Source organism: Nitrospira calida (genome assembly GCF_976986435.1).
The window spans coordinates 899,995-915,267 of record NZ_OZ335950.1 but is presented as its reverse complement, the minus strand read 5'-3'; the positions used below and the strand labels follow the sequence as shown (position 1 = coordinate 915,267).

At 61.1% G+C, this 15,273-nt stretch carries 17 protein-coding genes; 8 read left to right on the top strand and 9 right to left on the bottom strand.

The features are described from left to right. Window positions 1-2 precede the first annotated feature (2 nt). Window positions 3-1,403, top strand: a complete 1,401-nt coding sequence (locus tag ACWHTU_RS04595) for a tetratricopeptide repeat protein (RefSeq protein ID WP_447862034.1) — start codon at window positions 3-5, stop codon at window positions 1,401-1,403. Between the two features lie 47 nt (window positions 1,404-1,450). After that, a complete protein-coding gene (gene bioB, locus ACWHTU_RS04590; RefSeq protein WP_447862032.1) occupies window positions 1,451-2,482 on the top strand; it encodes a biotin synthase BioB in 1,032 nt (343 codons plus the stop codon). A gap of 32 nt (window positions 2,483-2,514) precedes the next feature. Here bioB and ACWHTU_RS04585 read toward each other — a convergent pair whose 3' ends face one another. From ACWHTU_RS04585 to ACWHTU_RS04570, 4 genes are all read right to left on the bottom strand, one after another. Then, window positions 2,515-2,805 carry a hypothetical protein gene (locus ACWHTU_RS04585; RefSeq protein ID WP_447862030.1) on the bottom strand — a complete coding sequence of 97 codons (291 nt, stop codon included), beginning with the start codon at window positions 2,803-2,805 and terminating at the stop codon, window positions 2,515-2,517. 181 nt (window positions 2,806-2,986) lie between these two features. Then, a complete protein-coding gene (locus ACWHTU_RS04580) occupies window positions 2,987-3,115 on the bottom strand; it encodes a hypothetical protein (protein ID WP_447862028.1) in 129 nt (42 codons plus the stop codon). Window positions 3,116-3,947: 832 nt separating this feature from the next. Further along, entirely contained in the window at window positions 3,948-4,112 is a 165-nt protein-coding gene (locus ACWHTU_RS04575) for a hypothetical protein (protein WP_447862026.1), read from the bottom strand. Window positions 4,113-4,242: 130 nt separating this feature from the next. Beyond that, the gene (locus tag ACWHTU_RS04570) at window positions 4,243-6,870 is read right to left on the bottom strand and encodes an ABC transporter permease (protein WP_447862024.1); all 2,628 of its coding nucleotides are present in this window, start codon (window positions 6,868-6,870) and stop codon (window positions 4,243-4,245) included. A gap of 146 nt (window positions 6,871-7,016) precedes the next feature. Here ACWHTU_RS04570 and ACWHTU_RS04565 point away from each other — a divergent pair, with 146 nt between their 5' ends. After that, entirely contained in the window at window positions 7,017-7,295 is a 279-nt protein-coding gene (locus ACWHTU_RS04565) for a response regulator transcription factor (RefSeq protein WP_447862023.1), read from the top strand. Window positions 7,296-7,299: 4 nt separating this feature from the next. Here the strand turns inward: ACWHTU_RS04565 and ACWHTU_RS04560 are convergent, their stop codons facing one another. Beyond that, window positions 7,300-8,226, bottom strand: a complete 927-nt coding sequence (locus ACWHTU_RS04560) for a dihydroorotate oxidase (protein WP_447862021.1) — start codon at window positions 8,224-8,226, stop codon at window positions 7,300-7,302. A 4-nt stretch (window positions 8,227-8,230) separates the two neighbouring features. Next, on the bottom strand, window positions 8,231-8,929 hold the full coding sequence (locus tag ACWHTU_RS04555) for an ABC transporter ATP-binding protein (protein WP_447862019.1): 699 nt from the start codon (window positions 8,927-8,929) through the stop codon (window positions 8,231-8,233). Window positions 8,930-9,028: 99 nt separating this feature from the next. Between ACWHTU_RS04555 and ACWHTU_RS04550 the strand changes: the two genes are divergently transcribed. The 5 genes from ACWHTU_RS04550 to ACWHTU_RS04530 all read left to right on the top strand — a co-directional run bounded on the left by ACWHTU_RS04550 (window position 9,029) and on the right by ACWHTU_RS04530 (window position 11,588). Then, the gene (locus ACWHTU_RS04550; protein ID WP_447862017.1) at window positions 9,029-9,877 is read left to right on the top strand and encodes a phosphoribosyltransferase family protein; all 849 of its coding nucleotides are present in this window, start codon (window positions 9,029-9,031) and stop codon (window positions 9,875-9,877) included. 2 nt (window positions 9,878-9,879) lie between these two features. Continuing rightward, a complete protein-coding gene (locus ACWHTU_RS04545) occupies window positions 9,880-10,224 on the top strand; it encodes an FmdB family zinc ribbon protein (RefSeq protein WP_447862015.1) in 345 nt (114 codons plus the stop codon). Window positions 10,225-10,330: 106 nt separating this feature from the next. Then, complete coding sequence (locus ACWHTU_RS04540; RefSeq protein ID WP_447862013.1) at window positions 10,331-10,525, top strand: helix-turn-helix domain-containing protein; 195 nt, start codon at window positions 10,331-10,333, stop codon at window positions 10,523-10,525. 19 nt (window positions 10,526-10,544) lie between these two features. Beyond that, window positions 10,545-10,985 carry a division/cell wall cluster transcriptional repressor MraZ gene (locus ACWHTU_RS04535; RefSeq protein ID WP_447862011.1) on the top strand — a complete coding sequence of 147 codons (441 nt, stop codon included), beginning with the start codon at window positions 10,545-10,547 and terminating at the stop codon, window positions 10,983-10,985. A gap of 126 nt (window positions 10,986-11,111) precedes the next feature. Beyond that, window positions 11,112-11,588, top strand: coding sequence for a RusA family crossover junction endodeoxyribonuclease (locus ACWHTU_RS04530; RefSeq protein ID WP_447862009.1), 477 nt, complete (start codon window positions 11,112-11,114; stop codon window positions 11,586-11,588). Between the two features lie 80 nt (window positions 11,589-11,668). On the opposite strand, the gene ACWHTU_RS04525 is transcribed toward ACWHTU_RS04530, so the two are convergent. The 3 genes from ACWHTU_RS04525 to ACWHTU_RS04515 are packed head-to-tail and all read right to left on the bottom strand — an operon-like array spanning window position 11,669 to window position 15,184. Next, the gene (locus tag ACWHTU_RS04525; protein WP_447862007.1) at window positions 11,669-13,180 is read right to left on the bottom strand and encodes an ABC transporter permease; all 1,512 of its coding nucleotides are present in this window, start codon (window positions 13,178-13,180) and stop codon (window positions 11,669-11,671) included. A 43-nt stretch (window positions 13,181-13,223) separates the two neighbouring features. After that, entirely contained in the window at window positions 13,224-14,459 is a 1,236-nt protein-coding gene (locus tag ACWHTU_RS04520) for an ABC transporter permease (RefSeq protein WP_447862005.1), read from the bottom strand. Then, window positions 14,459-15,184 (bottom strand): ABC transporter ATP-binding protein, encoded by a 726-nt coding sequence (locus ACWHTU_RS04515; RefSeq protein ID WP_447862003.1) that lies wholly within the window; start codon window positions 15,182-15,184, stop codon window positions 14,459-14,461. Before ACWHTU_RS04515 ends, ACWHTU_RS04520 begins: the two co-directional genes overlap by 1 nt. Window positions 15,185-15,273 lie beyond the last annotated feature (89 nt).

The window sequence follows — 15,273 nt, the reverse complement described above, 5'->3', positions numbered from 1 at the left end:
CCATGTTTCGGCTGTTGCTCACCATCTTCTTGGTCAGCGCCGGCATCTTCATTTACGGTTACTTCCGCGAGCTGAATCCCGGCACCATCACCATCCGCATAAGCCCAACCGACACCTTTGAACTGAGTCCGGTGACGCTGGTTTTGGTCTCGATGGCAGGAGGGGCCTTCATCGTCACCCTGCTGGTCGGCATGCGCGAAACGGTTCATTTCATCGGTACGTGGCGGAGCAACCGCCTGCTGCGGCGCAAAGAAAAAGTCGATGCGCTCCACCGCGAAGGCACCCATGCCTTCATGTCAAAGCGCACCGCCGAGGCTATCGGTCTCTTTGAAAAAGCTCTGGCCCTCGACCCGAACCGCACCGATTCCTTACTCTGGCTGGGCAATATCTACCGCTCGGAGAACAATTACGCCGAAGCGATCCGGCTCCACCAACACGCACACCGGGTGGATGCGCGGAACATCGAGGTGCTGCTGGAACTGGCCAAGGATCTCGAGTGCGCCAAGCGCTATGAGGACGCGCTCGAGGCCTTACAGGATATCCTGAAAATCGAGCCGGACAATCTGACCGCTCTGATCCGCAAGCGGGACCTCTTTATCCGATTGGAGAAATGGGCCGATGCGCTCGAAATCCAGCACCGCCTGCTGAAGGCCCACCTCTCGGAGTCCGACAAGCGCGCGGAGACCAACCTCCTGGTCGGCTGCATGTACGAGGTTGGACGCCAACTGCTCGAACGCGGCCATCCGGAAAAGGCGCGCCGCTACTTCCGCGGCGCCATCAAAAAAGACCGAGGGTTTCTGCCCGCCTATATCGGCTTGGGCGAAATTCTCGTCCGCGAAGGCAAGGTCAAGAACGCCGTCGAGATCCTCAAGAAGGTCTATACCAAGACAAAGAACGTCATCATCCTTCACCGACTCGAAGAACTGTACCTGGAACTAGGCGAGCCGGCCGAGATTATCCGCGTCTATCAGGAAGCCGTCCAGCAGGACCCACGCAACCCGGTGCTGCAGTTCTATCTAGGCAAGCTTTACTACCGGCTGGAGATGGTAGACGAAGCCTATGATTTGCTTTCGACGATCGAAGGGCCGCAGGATCAGATGGTCGACTATCACAAGATCATGGCCAACCTTTATTTGCGCAAACAGCACGTGCTGCAGGCCGTGGCGGAACTGAAAAAGGCGCTGGGGTTTAAGAAACGCGTGGTCGTCCCCTATGTCTGCACCCATTGCCAGCACGAGATCGTCGAATGGGCTGGCCGCTGCCGCCGTTGCGGGCTTTGGAACACCTATGTTGCCTTGCCCTGGGTGGACACCGGCAAATCCGGCGCCGATCAGGACCACCCGGTGCCTACCCTCCGCGCCGTGCCCTATCAAGGCATTGCATCGCCCTTCGAAACCGTGTAGGTTGGCCTTGCCTGTTTATCCTGATCCTCGTCCAAGTGGAGACGACTATGCCCGACTTTAACGCTCTCACCGAGAAAGCCCTGCGGGACGACATGCTCACACGGGAGGAATGCCGATTCGTCTTGCAGACTCCCGATGAGGAACTGCTCTCCCTGCTTCAGGCTGCCTTTCGCGTCCGCGAACGCTACTTCGGTAAGACCGTCCGGCTCCAGATGTTGCTGAACGCCAAGAGCGGCGCCTGCCAAGAGGACTGTCACTACTGTTCGCAGTCCTCGATCTCAACCGCCGCGATCGAACGTTACGGTCTGTTGCCTCGAGAGCGGATGGTCGAAGGTGCGAAGCGGGCGGCGGCGTGCAAGGCGCAGCGCTATTGCATCGTGATCAGCGGGCGCAGTCCGCTGGATCGGGAGATTGCCGAGATCGCCGACGCGGTGAAGGCCATCAAGCGGGAGATTCCCCTTCAGATCTGCTGTTCGCTGGGATTGCTGAATGAAGAGCAGGCCCGGACACTCAAGGCCGCCGGCGTGGATCGGATCAATCACAACCTGAACACGAGCGAGGCCTATCATCCCTCGATCTGCACGACCCACACGTTCCAGGATCGGCTGGCGACGATCCGACACGCCCGATCCGCCGGCCTCGAAATCTGCTCGGGCGGTATCGTCGGCATGGGCGAACGGGACGACGACATCATCGATCTGGCCCTGGCGCTGCGCGACGTCAAACCGGATTCCATCCCGCTGAACACCCTGCATCCGGTCCCCGGCACACCCTTGGAGCACTGCAAGGACCTCACCCCGCAGCGTTGCCTGAAAGTGCTGTGCCTCTTCCGGTTCCTTCATCCAAGGACGGAAATCCGGATCGCCGGCGGACGGGAATTCAATCTTCGTTCATTGCAGCCGCTCGCGCTCTACCCTGCCGACTCGATGTTTGTGGACGGCTACCTCACCACCCCCGGTCAACCGGCCCCCGAAGTGTGGCAGATGATCGCCGATCTGGGGTTCGAGATTGAAGTGCAGTACAGCCAAGCCTGCGCTCGTGAGGAACTGGTGACTACCCACCGGCCCGGAACCTCGTGAGCCCCTCCTGCACTTATGCACGCCAAGACTGATCACGGCTTCCTGACTTTAAAGTAGACATAGCCCACCAGAAGAAGCGCAAGGACTGACAGAAACCCTGGCGACAGGATCAGCGATTCGGGGGGCAGCTCTGTCGGCACACCAAACCCTTTCAGACGTTCCTCTGCTTGTGTGGCGGCCTCGGCCAGCCAATTGGTGCCCTGTCCTCGACTGCCCTCCTCTCCTCCGAAAGGTACTGACGATCTCTCCATCACCGCTACTGAACCGGACGCTAAAAGACAGACCAGCGCCTGACCGACCGACGCCGGGACCAGCGCTCGCATCCACGCCCAATCAGGAACAGACAGGCACCCAACGACCGGACGGACGGGCGTCTCCTGACGCGCTTCCGGCCTGCTCTGTGCAGAGTCATTGATCCTAAGCAGCAGAGTAACGGCAACGCATCCGACTACTAGAACTAGGAGTTGCGCAAGACGGTTCAGCATTTTGATATGAAAATGGGCGTCAGAAGTGATACCCCACTCCGAACACCACAAAGTGAGCGCTGTAATCAGCTTTCAAGCCGCCGAAGAAGGGAAGAAAGCTCGCCTGATTGAACTTGTATTCTCCAAAAGCGGCGATATGCTTCGTCATGAAGCCCCGCACTCCGGCCAAGACATTCAAGCCCGGCCGGATTGCAGAGCCCGCCGTCGATGAAGGAGAGGTGTACCAGAAGAGACCGAGTCCGGCCCCTGCATAGGGCACAATTTCACCAGGATAACGGTAGACCCCGTTAAAGGCCGCGTGGTCACCCGAAGATGAACACCGGGAACAATAGCGGTTTGTTCTCCGCCCGAACCGCTCTCCGTGAAGTGCTGCTGCTTGAGATAGGGAGTCGCCGTATAGACCTCTGCTTCGCCTCCGAAATATTGCAGGTTGCCCAGAAAGTCCCCCCCCCATAGATCGGAGAATTCTGGAGACCGAGATTCGACCGGTGACGCCTGCAACTCCCTTGACGTCGCTCAATTGCGCCGAAAGTCCATACCCCACAAACCCTGCCACGTAGGGTTCCGCACGGGTCGCACAGGGGCGGACAAGGATCATGGCAACAGTTCCCATCCATACAAAGCGCTTCCCGCAAAGCACAATTCTGATTTCACGCTTGGCACCCCTCTTCTTGACAGGTTGAGAAGACCCGTGGCTTATGACCTCGCTCAACATTCCTTCTTCGATTCATCGCCACTCATCGTCGAGATCAAACTTTGCATCTCGCCAGCAGGTGCCAACTGAATTGTCTCTTATAATCTGTCCACTTATAGCATGTAGACTCATCGACCAGAAAGATAAAAAGGGGTCAGGGATAAAAAGGGGTCGGGAATCTTTTCTTGCTGTGGACAACGAAAGAACACACTCGAAAAGACTCCCGGCCCTCCTTTTCTCTTCTTTCGCCTCTACGAGCACAGGAGATCGACTAGACCGTCCTGCCCTATTCATACCGCAGCCCTTCCACGATCGGCTGCTTGCCCGCCCAGCGGGCCGGGACATAGCCGGCGAGGAGGGCAACCGCCACGGCCAGCACTACCGCTTCGACGAGCACGCCCATCGGCAACATGAACTGAATCGTCCATCCGAACGACTGTTTGTTGATCACATTGATCAGCAGCAGAGGTATAAAAAGGGGTCGGGAGTCTTTTTTGAACTTCGGGAGTCTTTTTTGAACTTGAACTGCACTCGACAAGGTTCCCGACCCCTTTTCGGCCTTTTTCCTTTTCCGACCTCGTCTATTCATACCGCAGGCCCTCCACGATCGGCTGCTTGCCTGCCCAGCGGGCCGGGACATAGCCGGCGAGGAGGGCAACCGCCACGGCCAGCACTACCGCTTCGACGAGCACGCCCATCGGCAACATGAACTGAATCGTCCATCCGAACGACTGTTTGTTGATCACATTGATCAGCAGCAGAGAGAGCAGGATGCCGCCGACCAAGCCTAGGGCAGCACCCAGCACGCCCAGATAGCCCGCCTCCCACAACACCAAGCGGTGAATCTGCCGGTCGCTGGCGCCGATCGCGCGCAGCGTGGCCAACTCCCGTTGCCGCTCCAGCACAGACGTGAGCAGCGTGTTCACGATGCCCAGGACGGCGATGATGACCGCGATCGCCTCCAGTGCATAGGTCAAGAAAAAGGTCCGGTCGAAGATGTCCAAAATCTCGCGCTTGAGCTCGGCATTGCTGACGAGCGCGGGAGGAGCATAGGCCGATGACTCCACCGCCAGCTTCTGAGCGATCGCCTTCCGCACCGTATCGAGGTCCGCACCCGGCTCCAGATATACAGGGAACACTGTGACCTCGTCGTCTCTCCAGAGCCGGCGGTAGAGGCTTTGGTCCATCACGATCTTGCCGCCATCGGTGGCGTAGTCGTAGAACACGCCCATGATCGTGAAACGTCTCTCGCCGGAGGGAGTCATCAGCGGAAGCGCGTCCCCCTCTTTCACTCCGAGGCGCCCGGCCAGGACTTCCGAAAGGATTATGCCGTCTTCGGCGGCCGCGCGCCGGAGAATCGCGGCGGAGTCTCCTGAGACGAACAGGTATCGGCTCCGTTCAGCATGAAGCCGCAAATCGCGCGAGACCAGCGCCGCCGACCGGCCCTGAATGTCGATTCGCAGATCACGGTAGGCATCCACCGCCGCCACCCCTGGTACCGATGCCACAAGCGCCTCCCACTCCCGGGGAAGGCGCCTGTCCAACATCCCGTGCTGGGTTCCGCGCAACCAGAGGCCCGGTGCCAGCACCAAGTCGGCCATGACCGTCTCGTTGATCCAAATTTCGACCGTGTGGCGAAAGCTGCGAACCATGATTCCGACTCCGACCATGATGGCCAGACCGATCATCAGCGCGGACACGGTGACGCCGTTGCGGCCGGGCGAGCGCGCCGTCTGATCCGCCGCGATCGCCCTGAGCACGCCGGAGGCCGACAGATCCACTCGTCTCCGGCCGCGGCGGGTCAAGGCCCAGCCCCCGTGGATCAGCAGCGGCGCCAGACACGACAGGCCGACCAGCACGCACAGCGTGGAGACGTAGCCGAACACCGGCAGTTCCGAAATCGGTCCAGGCATGGCCAGCAGCCCTGAGACGATCAGGAGCGCGACCCCGATTCCCGCCACGGTGCGCATGCGCAGTTGCCGGTTCGCTTCGTAGCTCCCCGGCGCCAATGCGAGCACCGGAACCGTTCGGCTGGCGTCCAGGCTCGGTCCCAGCGCCCCGACCATCGAGACTAATCCCCCGATCAGCGCGCCTTCGGCCAGCACGCCCAGGATCTCCTCCATCCCAATTTCCGAGCGACCGACTGTTTCGATCACCGACACATAGAGGTCGGACACCGTCCGGCTCAGCAACGCCACAAGCCCCTTGGCCAGCGCCAAACCGAGGGCGCCGCCGAGCAAGCCACCAGCGATCCCGATGGCCGCCGCTTCCGCGAGAAACAGACCTGCCACCGCCCGCTCGGACATCCCCAGAACCCGGAAAACGCCGATCTCCCGGCGGCGCTGGGCCACTGCGAACGACACGGTATTGTAGATGAGGAACATCCCCACCAAGAGTCCGACGCCGCTGAGGACGCCCAGGTTCAGTTGGAACGCGCGGACCATTTCTTCCACTTGCCGGCTCCGTTGGGCCGGCCGCTCCACAGCGATGGAGGGTGACACCGCGGCTTGCAACGCTCCTTGCACCTCATCGATCGGTCGGCTCGGCTCGGTGATCACGTCGATTCGGTCCAGGCGTCCGACCATCCCGAAGAGCGTCTGCGCCGCGGCGATGTCCATCACTGCCAGATCTTCCCAGACCGAGGGAAGCCCCGACGGTGGGTCGATGATTCCTTCGACGGTGACTCGGTGCAAGCGGTTGCCGACGAGGAGGTCCAGCGTGCTTCCCTCGGTCAGACCCAACTCGACCGCCAGTCGACGCCCGACGAACAGCGCCGTCGCGGAAAGCACATGATCCAGCGACTGTTCTCCGACTCCCTCGCTTCGAACCCGAAACGACTTCAGCTCGGCCGCCTCTAACAGATCCAGCCCCAACACCACAAAGGATTGGCCTCGATGCGGGCCCGCCGCCACGCGCGCCCCTTGCTCGATGACCGGGGACGCCGACATGACGTCCGGATGCTTGCGAACGACGGCGATCACCGTTTCGTCCAGGCCCAATTCTCCGCCTGACACCTGCAGCGTCGCGGCCCCGGCCACGGCCATGACCGTCTCCTGAAACGACCGCAGGACATCCTCGTTCGCTGTCCTGACCGCCACCGATGCCGAAACGCCGAGGGCCACGCCCACGACGGTTAATAGGGTCCTGACCGGCCGTTCGGCAACATGTCCTCTCCCCAGCAGCAGCAGCGCTTCAAGCCGACTTAGCACGGGGCCCATATCCACCACAAAACCCAACCGCGCCGGAGGCGGGCGCGGTCTTGTACTCCCCCTTGGGAAATTCTACGGTAGAATCATTTACAGACCGTCCGGCCTCTGTTAGACTGAATTAAAAGCAACGCAACGGGGAGACGGTTATGGCCAAACCTGCCAAGACCAAAAAAGCGGGCAGACCTCAGGCGGCGAAAAAAACTGGACGAAGTGGCGGGCTCACGCCGCGTCAAAAGCAAATTCTGCGTTTCGTAGCGCAAGGGATGACAAACCGAGAGATCGCCTCTCAGCTCGCGATCAGCGTCCGAACGGTTGAAGTCCACCGTTTCAATCTGATGCGGCGTCTAAAGGTGCGCAACGTGGCACAACTGCTGCGCCAGGCTCTGCTCCACGGGCTCCTCCCGAAGAACTTCGCGCTCAGGTAAACGCTCACAATTCTTTCAGTTTGCCGCGGCAAGCCGCCGGTGACGCGTACCCCTTTCTGTCCAGGACCGCTGTCAGCTCTTGTTCCAGCCGCTCGAACACCCCTAATCCTTCCTCGACTAAAACCGTCCCGATCTGGACCGCCGACGCGCCGCACAGGAGATGTTCGAACGCATCGATGCCGGTTGTCACTCCGCCGGTTCCGATGATCGGGAGCCTGTCCTCGAATCGAGTCCAGAACGCCCGCACGTTCGCCAGCGCTATCGGTTTGATCACCGGGCCGCCCAACCCCCCGAACCCGCCCTTCGGTTTGATGACCACCGTCTCGCGTTCCGGATCGACGACTAGTCCGTTGCCGACGGAATTGATCAGCGAGAGAAAGTCCACGCCGGTCCGGCCGATCACCTGCGCCATGATGTCGTGATGGGCCGGATCGAAATAGGGAGGCAGCTTCACGCCCATCGGTACCGTAACCACCTGCCGAACCCTTCGGATGAGCCGTTCGGACGCCTCCGGGTCATAGCCGATCTGTGGTTTGCCGGGAAGATTGGGACAGGAGAGGTTGACTTCGATGAGATCCGGTCCGCTTTTGTCGATGACGGCGGCAATCGTCACGAAGTCGTCTTCGCACAGCCCGGCCACGCTGGCAATAACCGGCTTGCCGAATCGACGCAGGGAGGGGATGAGGTCCGCGTAGGCGAGATAGCCGAGGTTGGGCAGGCCCATGGAATTGATCGAACCTCCGGGGAACCCACAGTAGCGCGGCTCCGGATTGCCCTGCCGCGGCTCCAGCGTCATGGACTTGGTCACGATCGCGCCGGAGCGGGAGCGCCCCAACGCTTCCAGTTCCTCCCGCGTCACGCAGTGCGCGCCCGCCGCGTTCATGAAGCAACTGGGAACCCGCACGCCGGCTATGGTGACGGACAAATCCATCGACTCACACGCCTTGCGAGACAAGCTGGGGAGACGTTCGGCACGTCAGTTGTCCATCCCGCATGTGCCACACGTAGTCGGCTTCCTGAGCCGCTGCCGCGCTGTGGGTCACCAACAGGACGGTGTGGCCGAATTGTTGCGGCAAGGACCGCAACAGAGCGATGATCTCCGCCCCGTTCTTGGAATCGAGATTGCCGGTCGGTTCATCAGCCAGCATCAAACTCGGCCGGTTGACCAGGGCGCGGGCGATCGCAAGGCGTTGCTGTTCGCCTCCCGAGAGTTCCGCCGGCCGGTGTCGTTCCCGCCCGCGCATGCCGACCAGCTCCAGCATCTCATCCACCCGCTTCCGTACCTGCGCTCCGCTTTCTCCTTTCAGCAAAAGCGGCAGCGCGACGTTCTCCGCCGCGGTCAGACCCGGGATGAGATAGAAGGCCTGAAAGATGACCCCGATAAGGTCGCGACGCAGCCTTGTCCACTCATCACTGGTGAATCCGGAGGTCGATCGGCCGTCGATGACGATCTCTCCCGACGTGGGAAGGTCCAAGCCTCCCACGAGATTCAGCAGCGTGGTCTTGCCGCATCCGCTCGGTCCAACGAAGGCACAAAACTCTCCGCGCCCGATTTCGAGCGTGACGTCCCGCAGCGCCCAAACCTTGGCATCGCCACGACTGTATTCTTTAGAGACGTGCACCAATGTGACCATGGGCTTGCGCACTCTCCGCCCTCGTATAACACAACGTCTTGCAAGGCTACAACCTTGACAGAACGCGGCGACTGTCTTAGAAAAACAGCGCGCAACCCGATGCAGATGCTCACGACCGCCACCGAACAGAATTCCGCCTGGTATCGCGTCGCCCGGACGTTCTCGGCCTTGGCCAGGCGGACCCTCAATGCCCTTCTGCCGGTCGAATGTGCGGTTTGCCGGACGTCGCTCACCGACGATCCGATCCCGTTTTTCTGCCGGCGCTGTTGGTCAGCGATCGAACCGTTCTCTGGCCCCTCCTGTCCGCGATGTCATCAGCCGTTTCCGTCCGCCGTTTCCTTGCTCCACAGTCCAGCCCATCTCTGCGGCACCTGCCGCAAGACCAAACCGGCGTACACCGAAGCATGGTCGCCCTACCCCTATGTTCCACCGCTCCAGGAAGCCATCCGCCTGTTCAAATACGGCGGCAAAGTAACGCTCGCGGATGCGCTGGCCGACTTGCTGATCCGCGTCCTGCCGGAGACGCCGGCCACTGATCTGGTCATGCCGGTTCCGCTCCACCCGACGCGATTGCGCGAACGGGAGTTCAACCAGTCGTTGCTCCTGGCCGATCGGCTGAACCGACGGCTGGGTTTCCTTCTGTCCTTCACGAACCTGGTGCGCGTCCGGTCAACGGAAGCGCAGACAAGACTGCGGCGGTCAGCGCGCCTCAAGAACCTGCGGCGGGCGTTCCAGGTACGCCGTCCAGAAGAGGTCGCGGGCAAGCGCGTGTTGCTTGTCGATGATGTGTGGACAACCGGAACGACCATCAACGAATGCGCCAAAGCGTTGAGGAAGGCCGGCGCAGGCGATGTCTTTGCGCTGACGCTGGCGCGGGCGGTGAGTCCGGATCTGCTCTCGGCCCGCATGGTACCAAACCTTTCCTCGCCGGCGCCGATTTCAAACTGACCATGCCAATCTACGAATATCGCTGCCGCGATTGCGGCAAACGGAGCAGCCACCTGATATTAAGCATTAGCAATCCATTGCCGGTCTCATGCAAGCACTGTCAGAGCGCGAACGTCGAGCGGCTCATGTCCCGCTTCGCCGCACCCAAATCGGAAGAAGCCCGCCTCGAATCGCTGGCGGACCCCAGCAACTTCGGCGACTTGGACGAGAACGACCCGCAGAGCATGGCGAGGTTCATGAAGAAAATGGGGCGGGAAATGGGCGAGGACTTCGGCGATGAACTGGACGAAGCTCTGGAAGAGACCGGCAACGACTTGGCGGAATCGGACACCACTGACATCGATTGACAGGCATTGTCATCAATAATCGCTTGACTTCAGACAGAAGTGGGACTACGATCGCGCCTGGTTCGTCGTCCGGCCATGCAGGAGCCTTCTTGCTGCGCGATACTCCATGCCCAAAGAGGCCCAGAACGAATTGTTGACCGTGGCCGAGACGTGTCGCTACCTCAAGATCACCCCTCGTACACTTTATCGCTATATCCGGAATCACCGCCTGCCGGCTTTCAAACTGGGAAAGGAGTGGCGGTTCGTACGGGCCGACCTCGAACAGTGGATCCGACAACGGGCCGACGAAACCCACACATGACGCACTGAGGAGCGCAGCCATGTTTGCAGGCGAATACCTCTGCAAGGTCGATGAAAAGGGTCGATTCATTGTCCCCTCACCCCTTCGCGAACAGGTCGAGACACAGGGCAATAGCGTGGTCTTCCTCAAAGGGCCCGAGCAGTCGCTCTGGCTTTACTCAATGGGCGAGTGGGAAAAGGTGCTGGAGCGGACCAAGGCCGCGCTCGATGAGGATCAAAGCCGCCTTTTTATGCATTGTATCGTCTCGGAGGCCGGCACCTCCGAGATCGATAAAGCGGGACGTATCCTGATCCCCGGCCGGCTCCGGAAGCTTATTCCCGTGGACGAGGATCAGGAGATCGTGCTGGTCGGGCTGTATCATCGGCTGGAGATCTGGAACCCCGCTGAGTGGCGCCGCTATTTGAGCAAGACCGAAAACCGGTACGAACAGCACCTGTCCAAGATTCTCAATCTGCTCTAAGCGACCATCGTGCCGATTCCACTAGGCCGCCGACGTCCGCGTTTACCGCTTTCCCTCCGCCTGACTTCGTATCGGTCTCCGGACAAACTACGCGCCGAGTTCAGAGAACCGGTTGCGCCGACAGCGATGCCGAAGCGCTCGCCGAACACCGGCCGGCTCCGCACCATTCCCCCGGTGACCGGCGGGACGCCCCATCCCTTCCCTGTTGTGGCCGCTGACCGCCTCTCCTTGACCCTGCCGATCCCGCCCAGCGTCAACCATCAATATGCCACGGTCAACGGACGCCGCCTGCTCTCTGCCGCAGGGAGAGCATATAAGACGCTGGTCGGACAACAAATCACCCTTGCGCTGGCTGGCTCTCCGCACCGGCACGCCTTGCTGAAGGTCCTGCGAGCAGAGGATCTGGCCCTGTCGATCCGGTTCTATTTCACGTCCCGACTGCGCCGAGATGTGGATGGAGGCCTCAAGATCGCGCAGGACGCCCTGTGCGAAGGATTGGGCATCAACGACAACCGGATTGTCGAAACGCATCTGTACAAGGACCTCGACAAGGTGAACCCTCGGATCGAAATTGCCTTGTCACCTGTGGCGGCCTCGACTTGATCGGCTTTCACAACAAGATACCAGCCCCGCGCAGGTCCGGCAGGCAGCCGCCAGAAGCCCGCGGCTCACATCACTGAGCTTCATTCGTACCGCAACGCTTCGATCGGACTGAGGCGCGCAGCCTTGTTGGCGGGATAGAGGCCGAAGAACAGTCCCACGGCCAGCGAGAACAGAAGCGCCACCGCCACTGACTCGGCCGAGATGATCGTCGGCCAGCCCGCCGCCATCGTGATGAGCCGGGCCCCACAAACCCCGAGCGCGATACCCAATACACCGCCGATCAGGCTCAAGAACAATGCTTCGATCAGAAACTGAACGAGAATGTGCCGCCGCTTGGCGCCCACCGCCATGCGGACCCCGATCTCCCGCGTCCGTTCGGTCACGGAGACCAGCAGCATGTTCATGATCCCGACCCCGGCTCCCAGTAACGAGACGGCGGCGACGGCCACTAACATTTGGGTCAGTTCAGCATCCGCCGCCTGACTGACACCGCTCATCTCGACGTCCGTTCGAATCGTAAAATCATCCGTCTGTTCAGATCCCTTGCCGTGGCGCTCCCGCAACAGGGATCGGATTTGCTCGATCGCCAGCGAAATCTCTTCCCTCCGGCGTGTGGATGCCAAAATCGCCTCTACCGGCTCCGTGAGCGCATGGCCCTTGATTCTGTGCAACGCGGTAGAAAACGGGACATAGATCACATCGTCCAAATCGTAGCCGAAAGCGTTCACCCCTTTCGGTGCCAAGACCCCGACGATCTCGAAGGTCCACGCGGGGGCTGAGCAATTGGATGGCACGGAATCGACGTCATGGCGACCCCAGGATCTCCATAACGGTTCATACAACTCATACAACGGAAGCCTCCCTCGTCCTGCGCAGGACCGCGATAAGCCTTCTGAGACACAAGGCGCCCTTCTCGCTCTGTCTTCGGATTCCCCGACGCGGGGATTTTGCACGAGCAGTGGAAGGGGCGGAGCGCAACCCGTCTTGATCTGGATTCCCTCCCCCGTTCCCGTCATCAGTCCCTGAGGCGCGACGAGGTGTTTGGACAGCCGAATTCGTGCGGACACCGCCTCTTCACCGACCTCAAAAAGATTGCGGAGGACGGTCAGGCCGATTATGGCCACCGACTTGTTGCGTACGAGATCCTCCTCTTCGAAAGGCCTGCCCGCGATAAAGGACCAATTGCGGATCTCCAAGCAACTGGGAGTAATGCCGACGACGCGCGTTTTCCAATTCCAAGGCCCGTGGATCGCTTGCACCGTCTCTCCGACCGTCCAGCAAATCGACTGTAACAGCGGAATGGCCTCCTGCAACGCCTGTCCATCCGCGACCGTCAATGTGGCGGAAATTTCGGCGGCCCGCCGAACCCCATGAACCACCGGCGCACCGGGATTGACGAAGATGGCGTTTCTGCCGATTGCGAGGAGCTGGTCTACCACGGTCGCCTTCGCCCCGCTGCCGATCGCGATCGTGATCAACACGGCGCCGACCCCGAAACCCAAACTCGCGATGCTGAGCAAGGACCGAAAAGGATGGCGAATCGTTCCTTCGATGCCGACTCGGATGAGCCCTCTGGCGGCGACTCGGACCATGACCGTTATTCCCCGCTAGAGATCCGCCTCGCCGAACAGCGTCTTATTCGTACCGCAACGCTTCGATCGGATTGAGGCGCGCAGCCTTGTTGGCGGGATAGAGGCCAAAGAACAGTCCCACGGCCAGCGAAAACAGGAACGCCACCGCCACAGACTCGGCCGAGATGATCGTCGGCCAGCCGGCAACGACGGTCGTGAGCCGGGCCCCGACGACACCGAGCAGGATCCCGACCGCGCCGCCGGCCAGACTCAGCGTCACGGCCTCGATCAAAAATTGCGCCAGGATGTGCCGCCGCTTGGCACCCACCGCCATGCGGACCCCGATTTCCCGCGTCCGCTCGGTCACGGAAACCAGCAGAATGTTCATGATACCGATCCCACCGACCAGCAACGACACCGAGGCGATCGCGAAGAGCATGACCGTCAAGGTCTGACTGGTCCCTTCCTGCACCCTGCCGATATCCACCTGCGTCCGGACCGTGAAGTCGTCAGGCTGGTCCGGCTGCAGACGATGGCGCGCGCGCAAGACCTCGCGAATCTGCTCGACAGCTTCTGGCAGGTCTTCCGCCCGATCGGTAGACGCGAAGAGAGCGCCGACCGAGCCAAGGAACATGGTCCCGAAGACCTTGCGTTCGGCCGTGGTGAACGGAATGAAGATGATGTCGTCCTGGTCCGAACCCTGTGCGGATTGTCCCTTGGGCGCGAGCACACCGATGACGCGGAACGGCACGTTTTTGATCCGGATCGTCGCACCGACCGGCTCCTCGCCCGGATCAAACAGATTTTCGACCACCGTCTGTCCGACCAAGGCGACCCGCGCAGCGGTATCCATATCGGCCTGCGTAATGGGACCGCCGCTGACGAAGGACCAGTCCCGGATCGTCAGATAGCCAGGGGAGATCCCATTCACCGGGCCGTTCCAGTTCTTGTTGCCGTTGACGATCTGCATCACGTCGCGCTTGGCCCAGGCCGTTTCCCGCAGCAGCGGAACTCGCTTTTTCAGCTCCAGCGCATCCGCGACCGTCAGGGTCACAGCGCCACCCTGTCCACCGCGCACGCCGCCCACCGTCGTCGCGCCAGGCAGGATGATGATCACGTTGGTGCCCATGCTGGCCACCTGCGCCTGCACCGCGGCGCGCGCGCCCTGGCCGATGCTCACCATGGCGATCACCGCTGCGACGCCGATCACGATGCCCAGCATCGTCAAGCCGGCCCGCATCCGGTTGCGGCCGAGAACGCGCAAGGCCGTGACGACGGTCAACCAGACGAACGTCGACATCAGGTTCCGGGTCTCCCTGCGGCGGAGGCGGACAGGACGGCAGCTCGCCGGTCGCTGATGATCCGCCCGTCCTTCATCGCAAGTTCGCGCGACGCATAGGCGGCGATGTCCGGTTCGTGGGTGACCAGGATGACGGTGAGATGATCTTCTCGGTTCAGCCGTTCCAGGATGCCCATGATCTCCCGGCTGGACTCGGTGTCCAGGTTGCCCGTCGGTTCATCGGCCAGCAGGATGGACGGCGAGGATACCAGCGCACGGGCAATGGCGACGCGTTGTTGCTGTCCCCCGGACAGTTGGGTGGGGTAATGATGTTCTCTCCCAGACAACCCGACGCGCGCCAAAGCCGCCGCGGCGAGCGCGCGTTGCTCTTTCAGGGACAGGCCACGATAGAACAAGGGCAACTGCGCGTTCTCAAGAGCGCTGGTTCTGGGGATGAGATTGAAATTCTGAAAGACGAAGCCGATCTGCCGATTGCGGATCTCGGCCAGCGCATCCGGCCCGAGCGTGCCGACTTCGACCCCGTCCAACCAATAGCGCCCCCGGGTGGGTTGATCGAGGCACCCCAGGATGTTCATGAGGGTGGACTTGCCCGATCCAGATGCGCCCATCACCGCCACGAACTCGCCGCGGGTGATGGTGAGATCGATCCCACGGAGCGCCTGGATCTCCACATCGCCCACGCGATAGATCTTCCAGAGATTTTCGCACACGATCAGCGCACCCATCACCGAACCGTGAATTATGGAGTGTCGTTCGTATCTCGTATCTCGTATCTCGTATCTCATGCACGAGATACGCTTCACAAGCTACATTT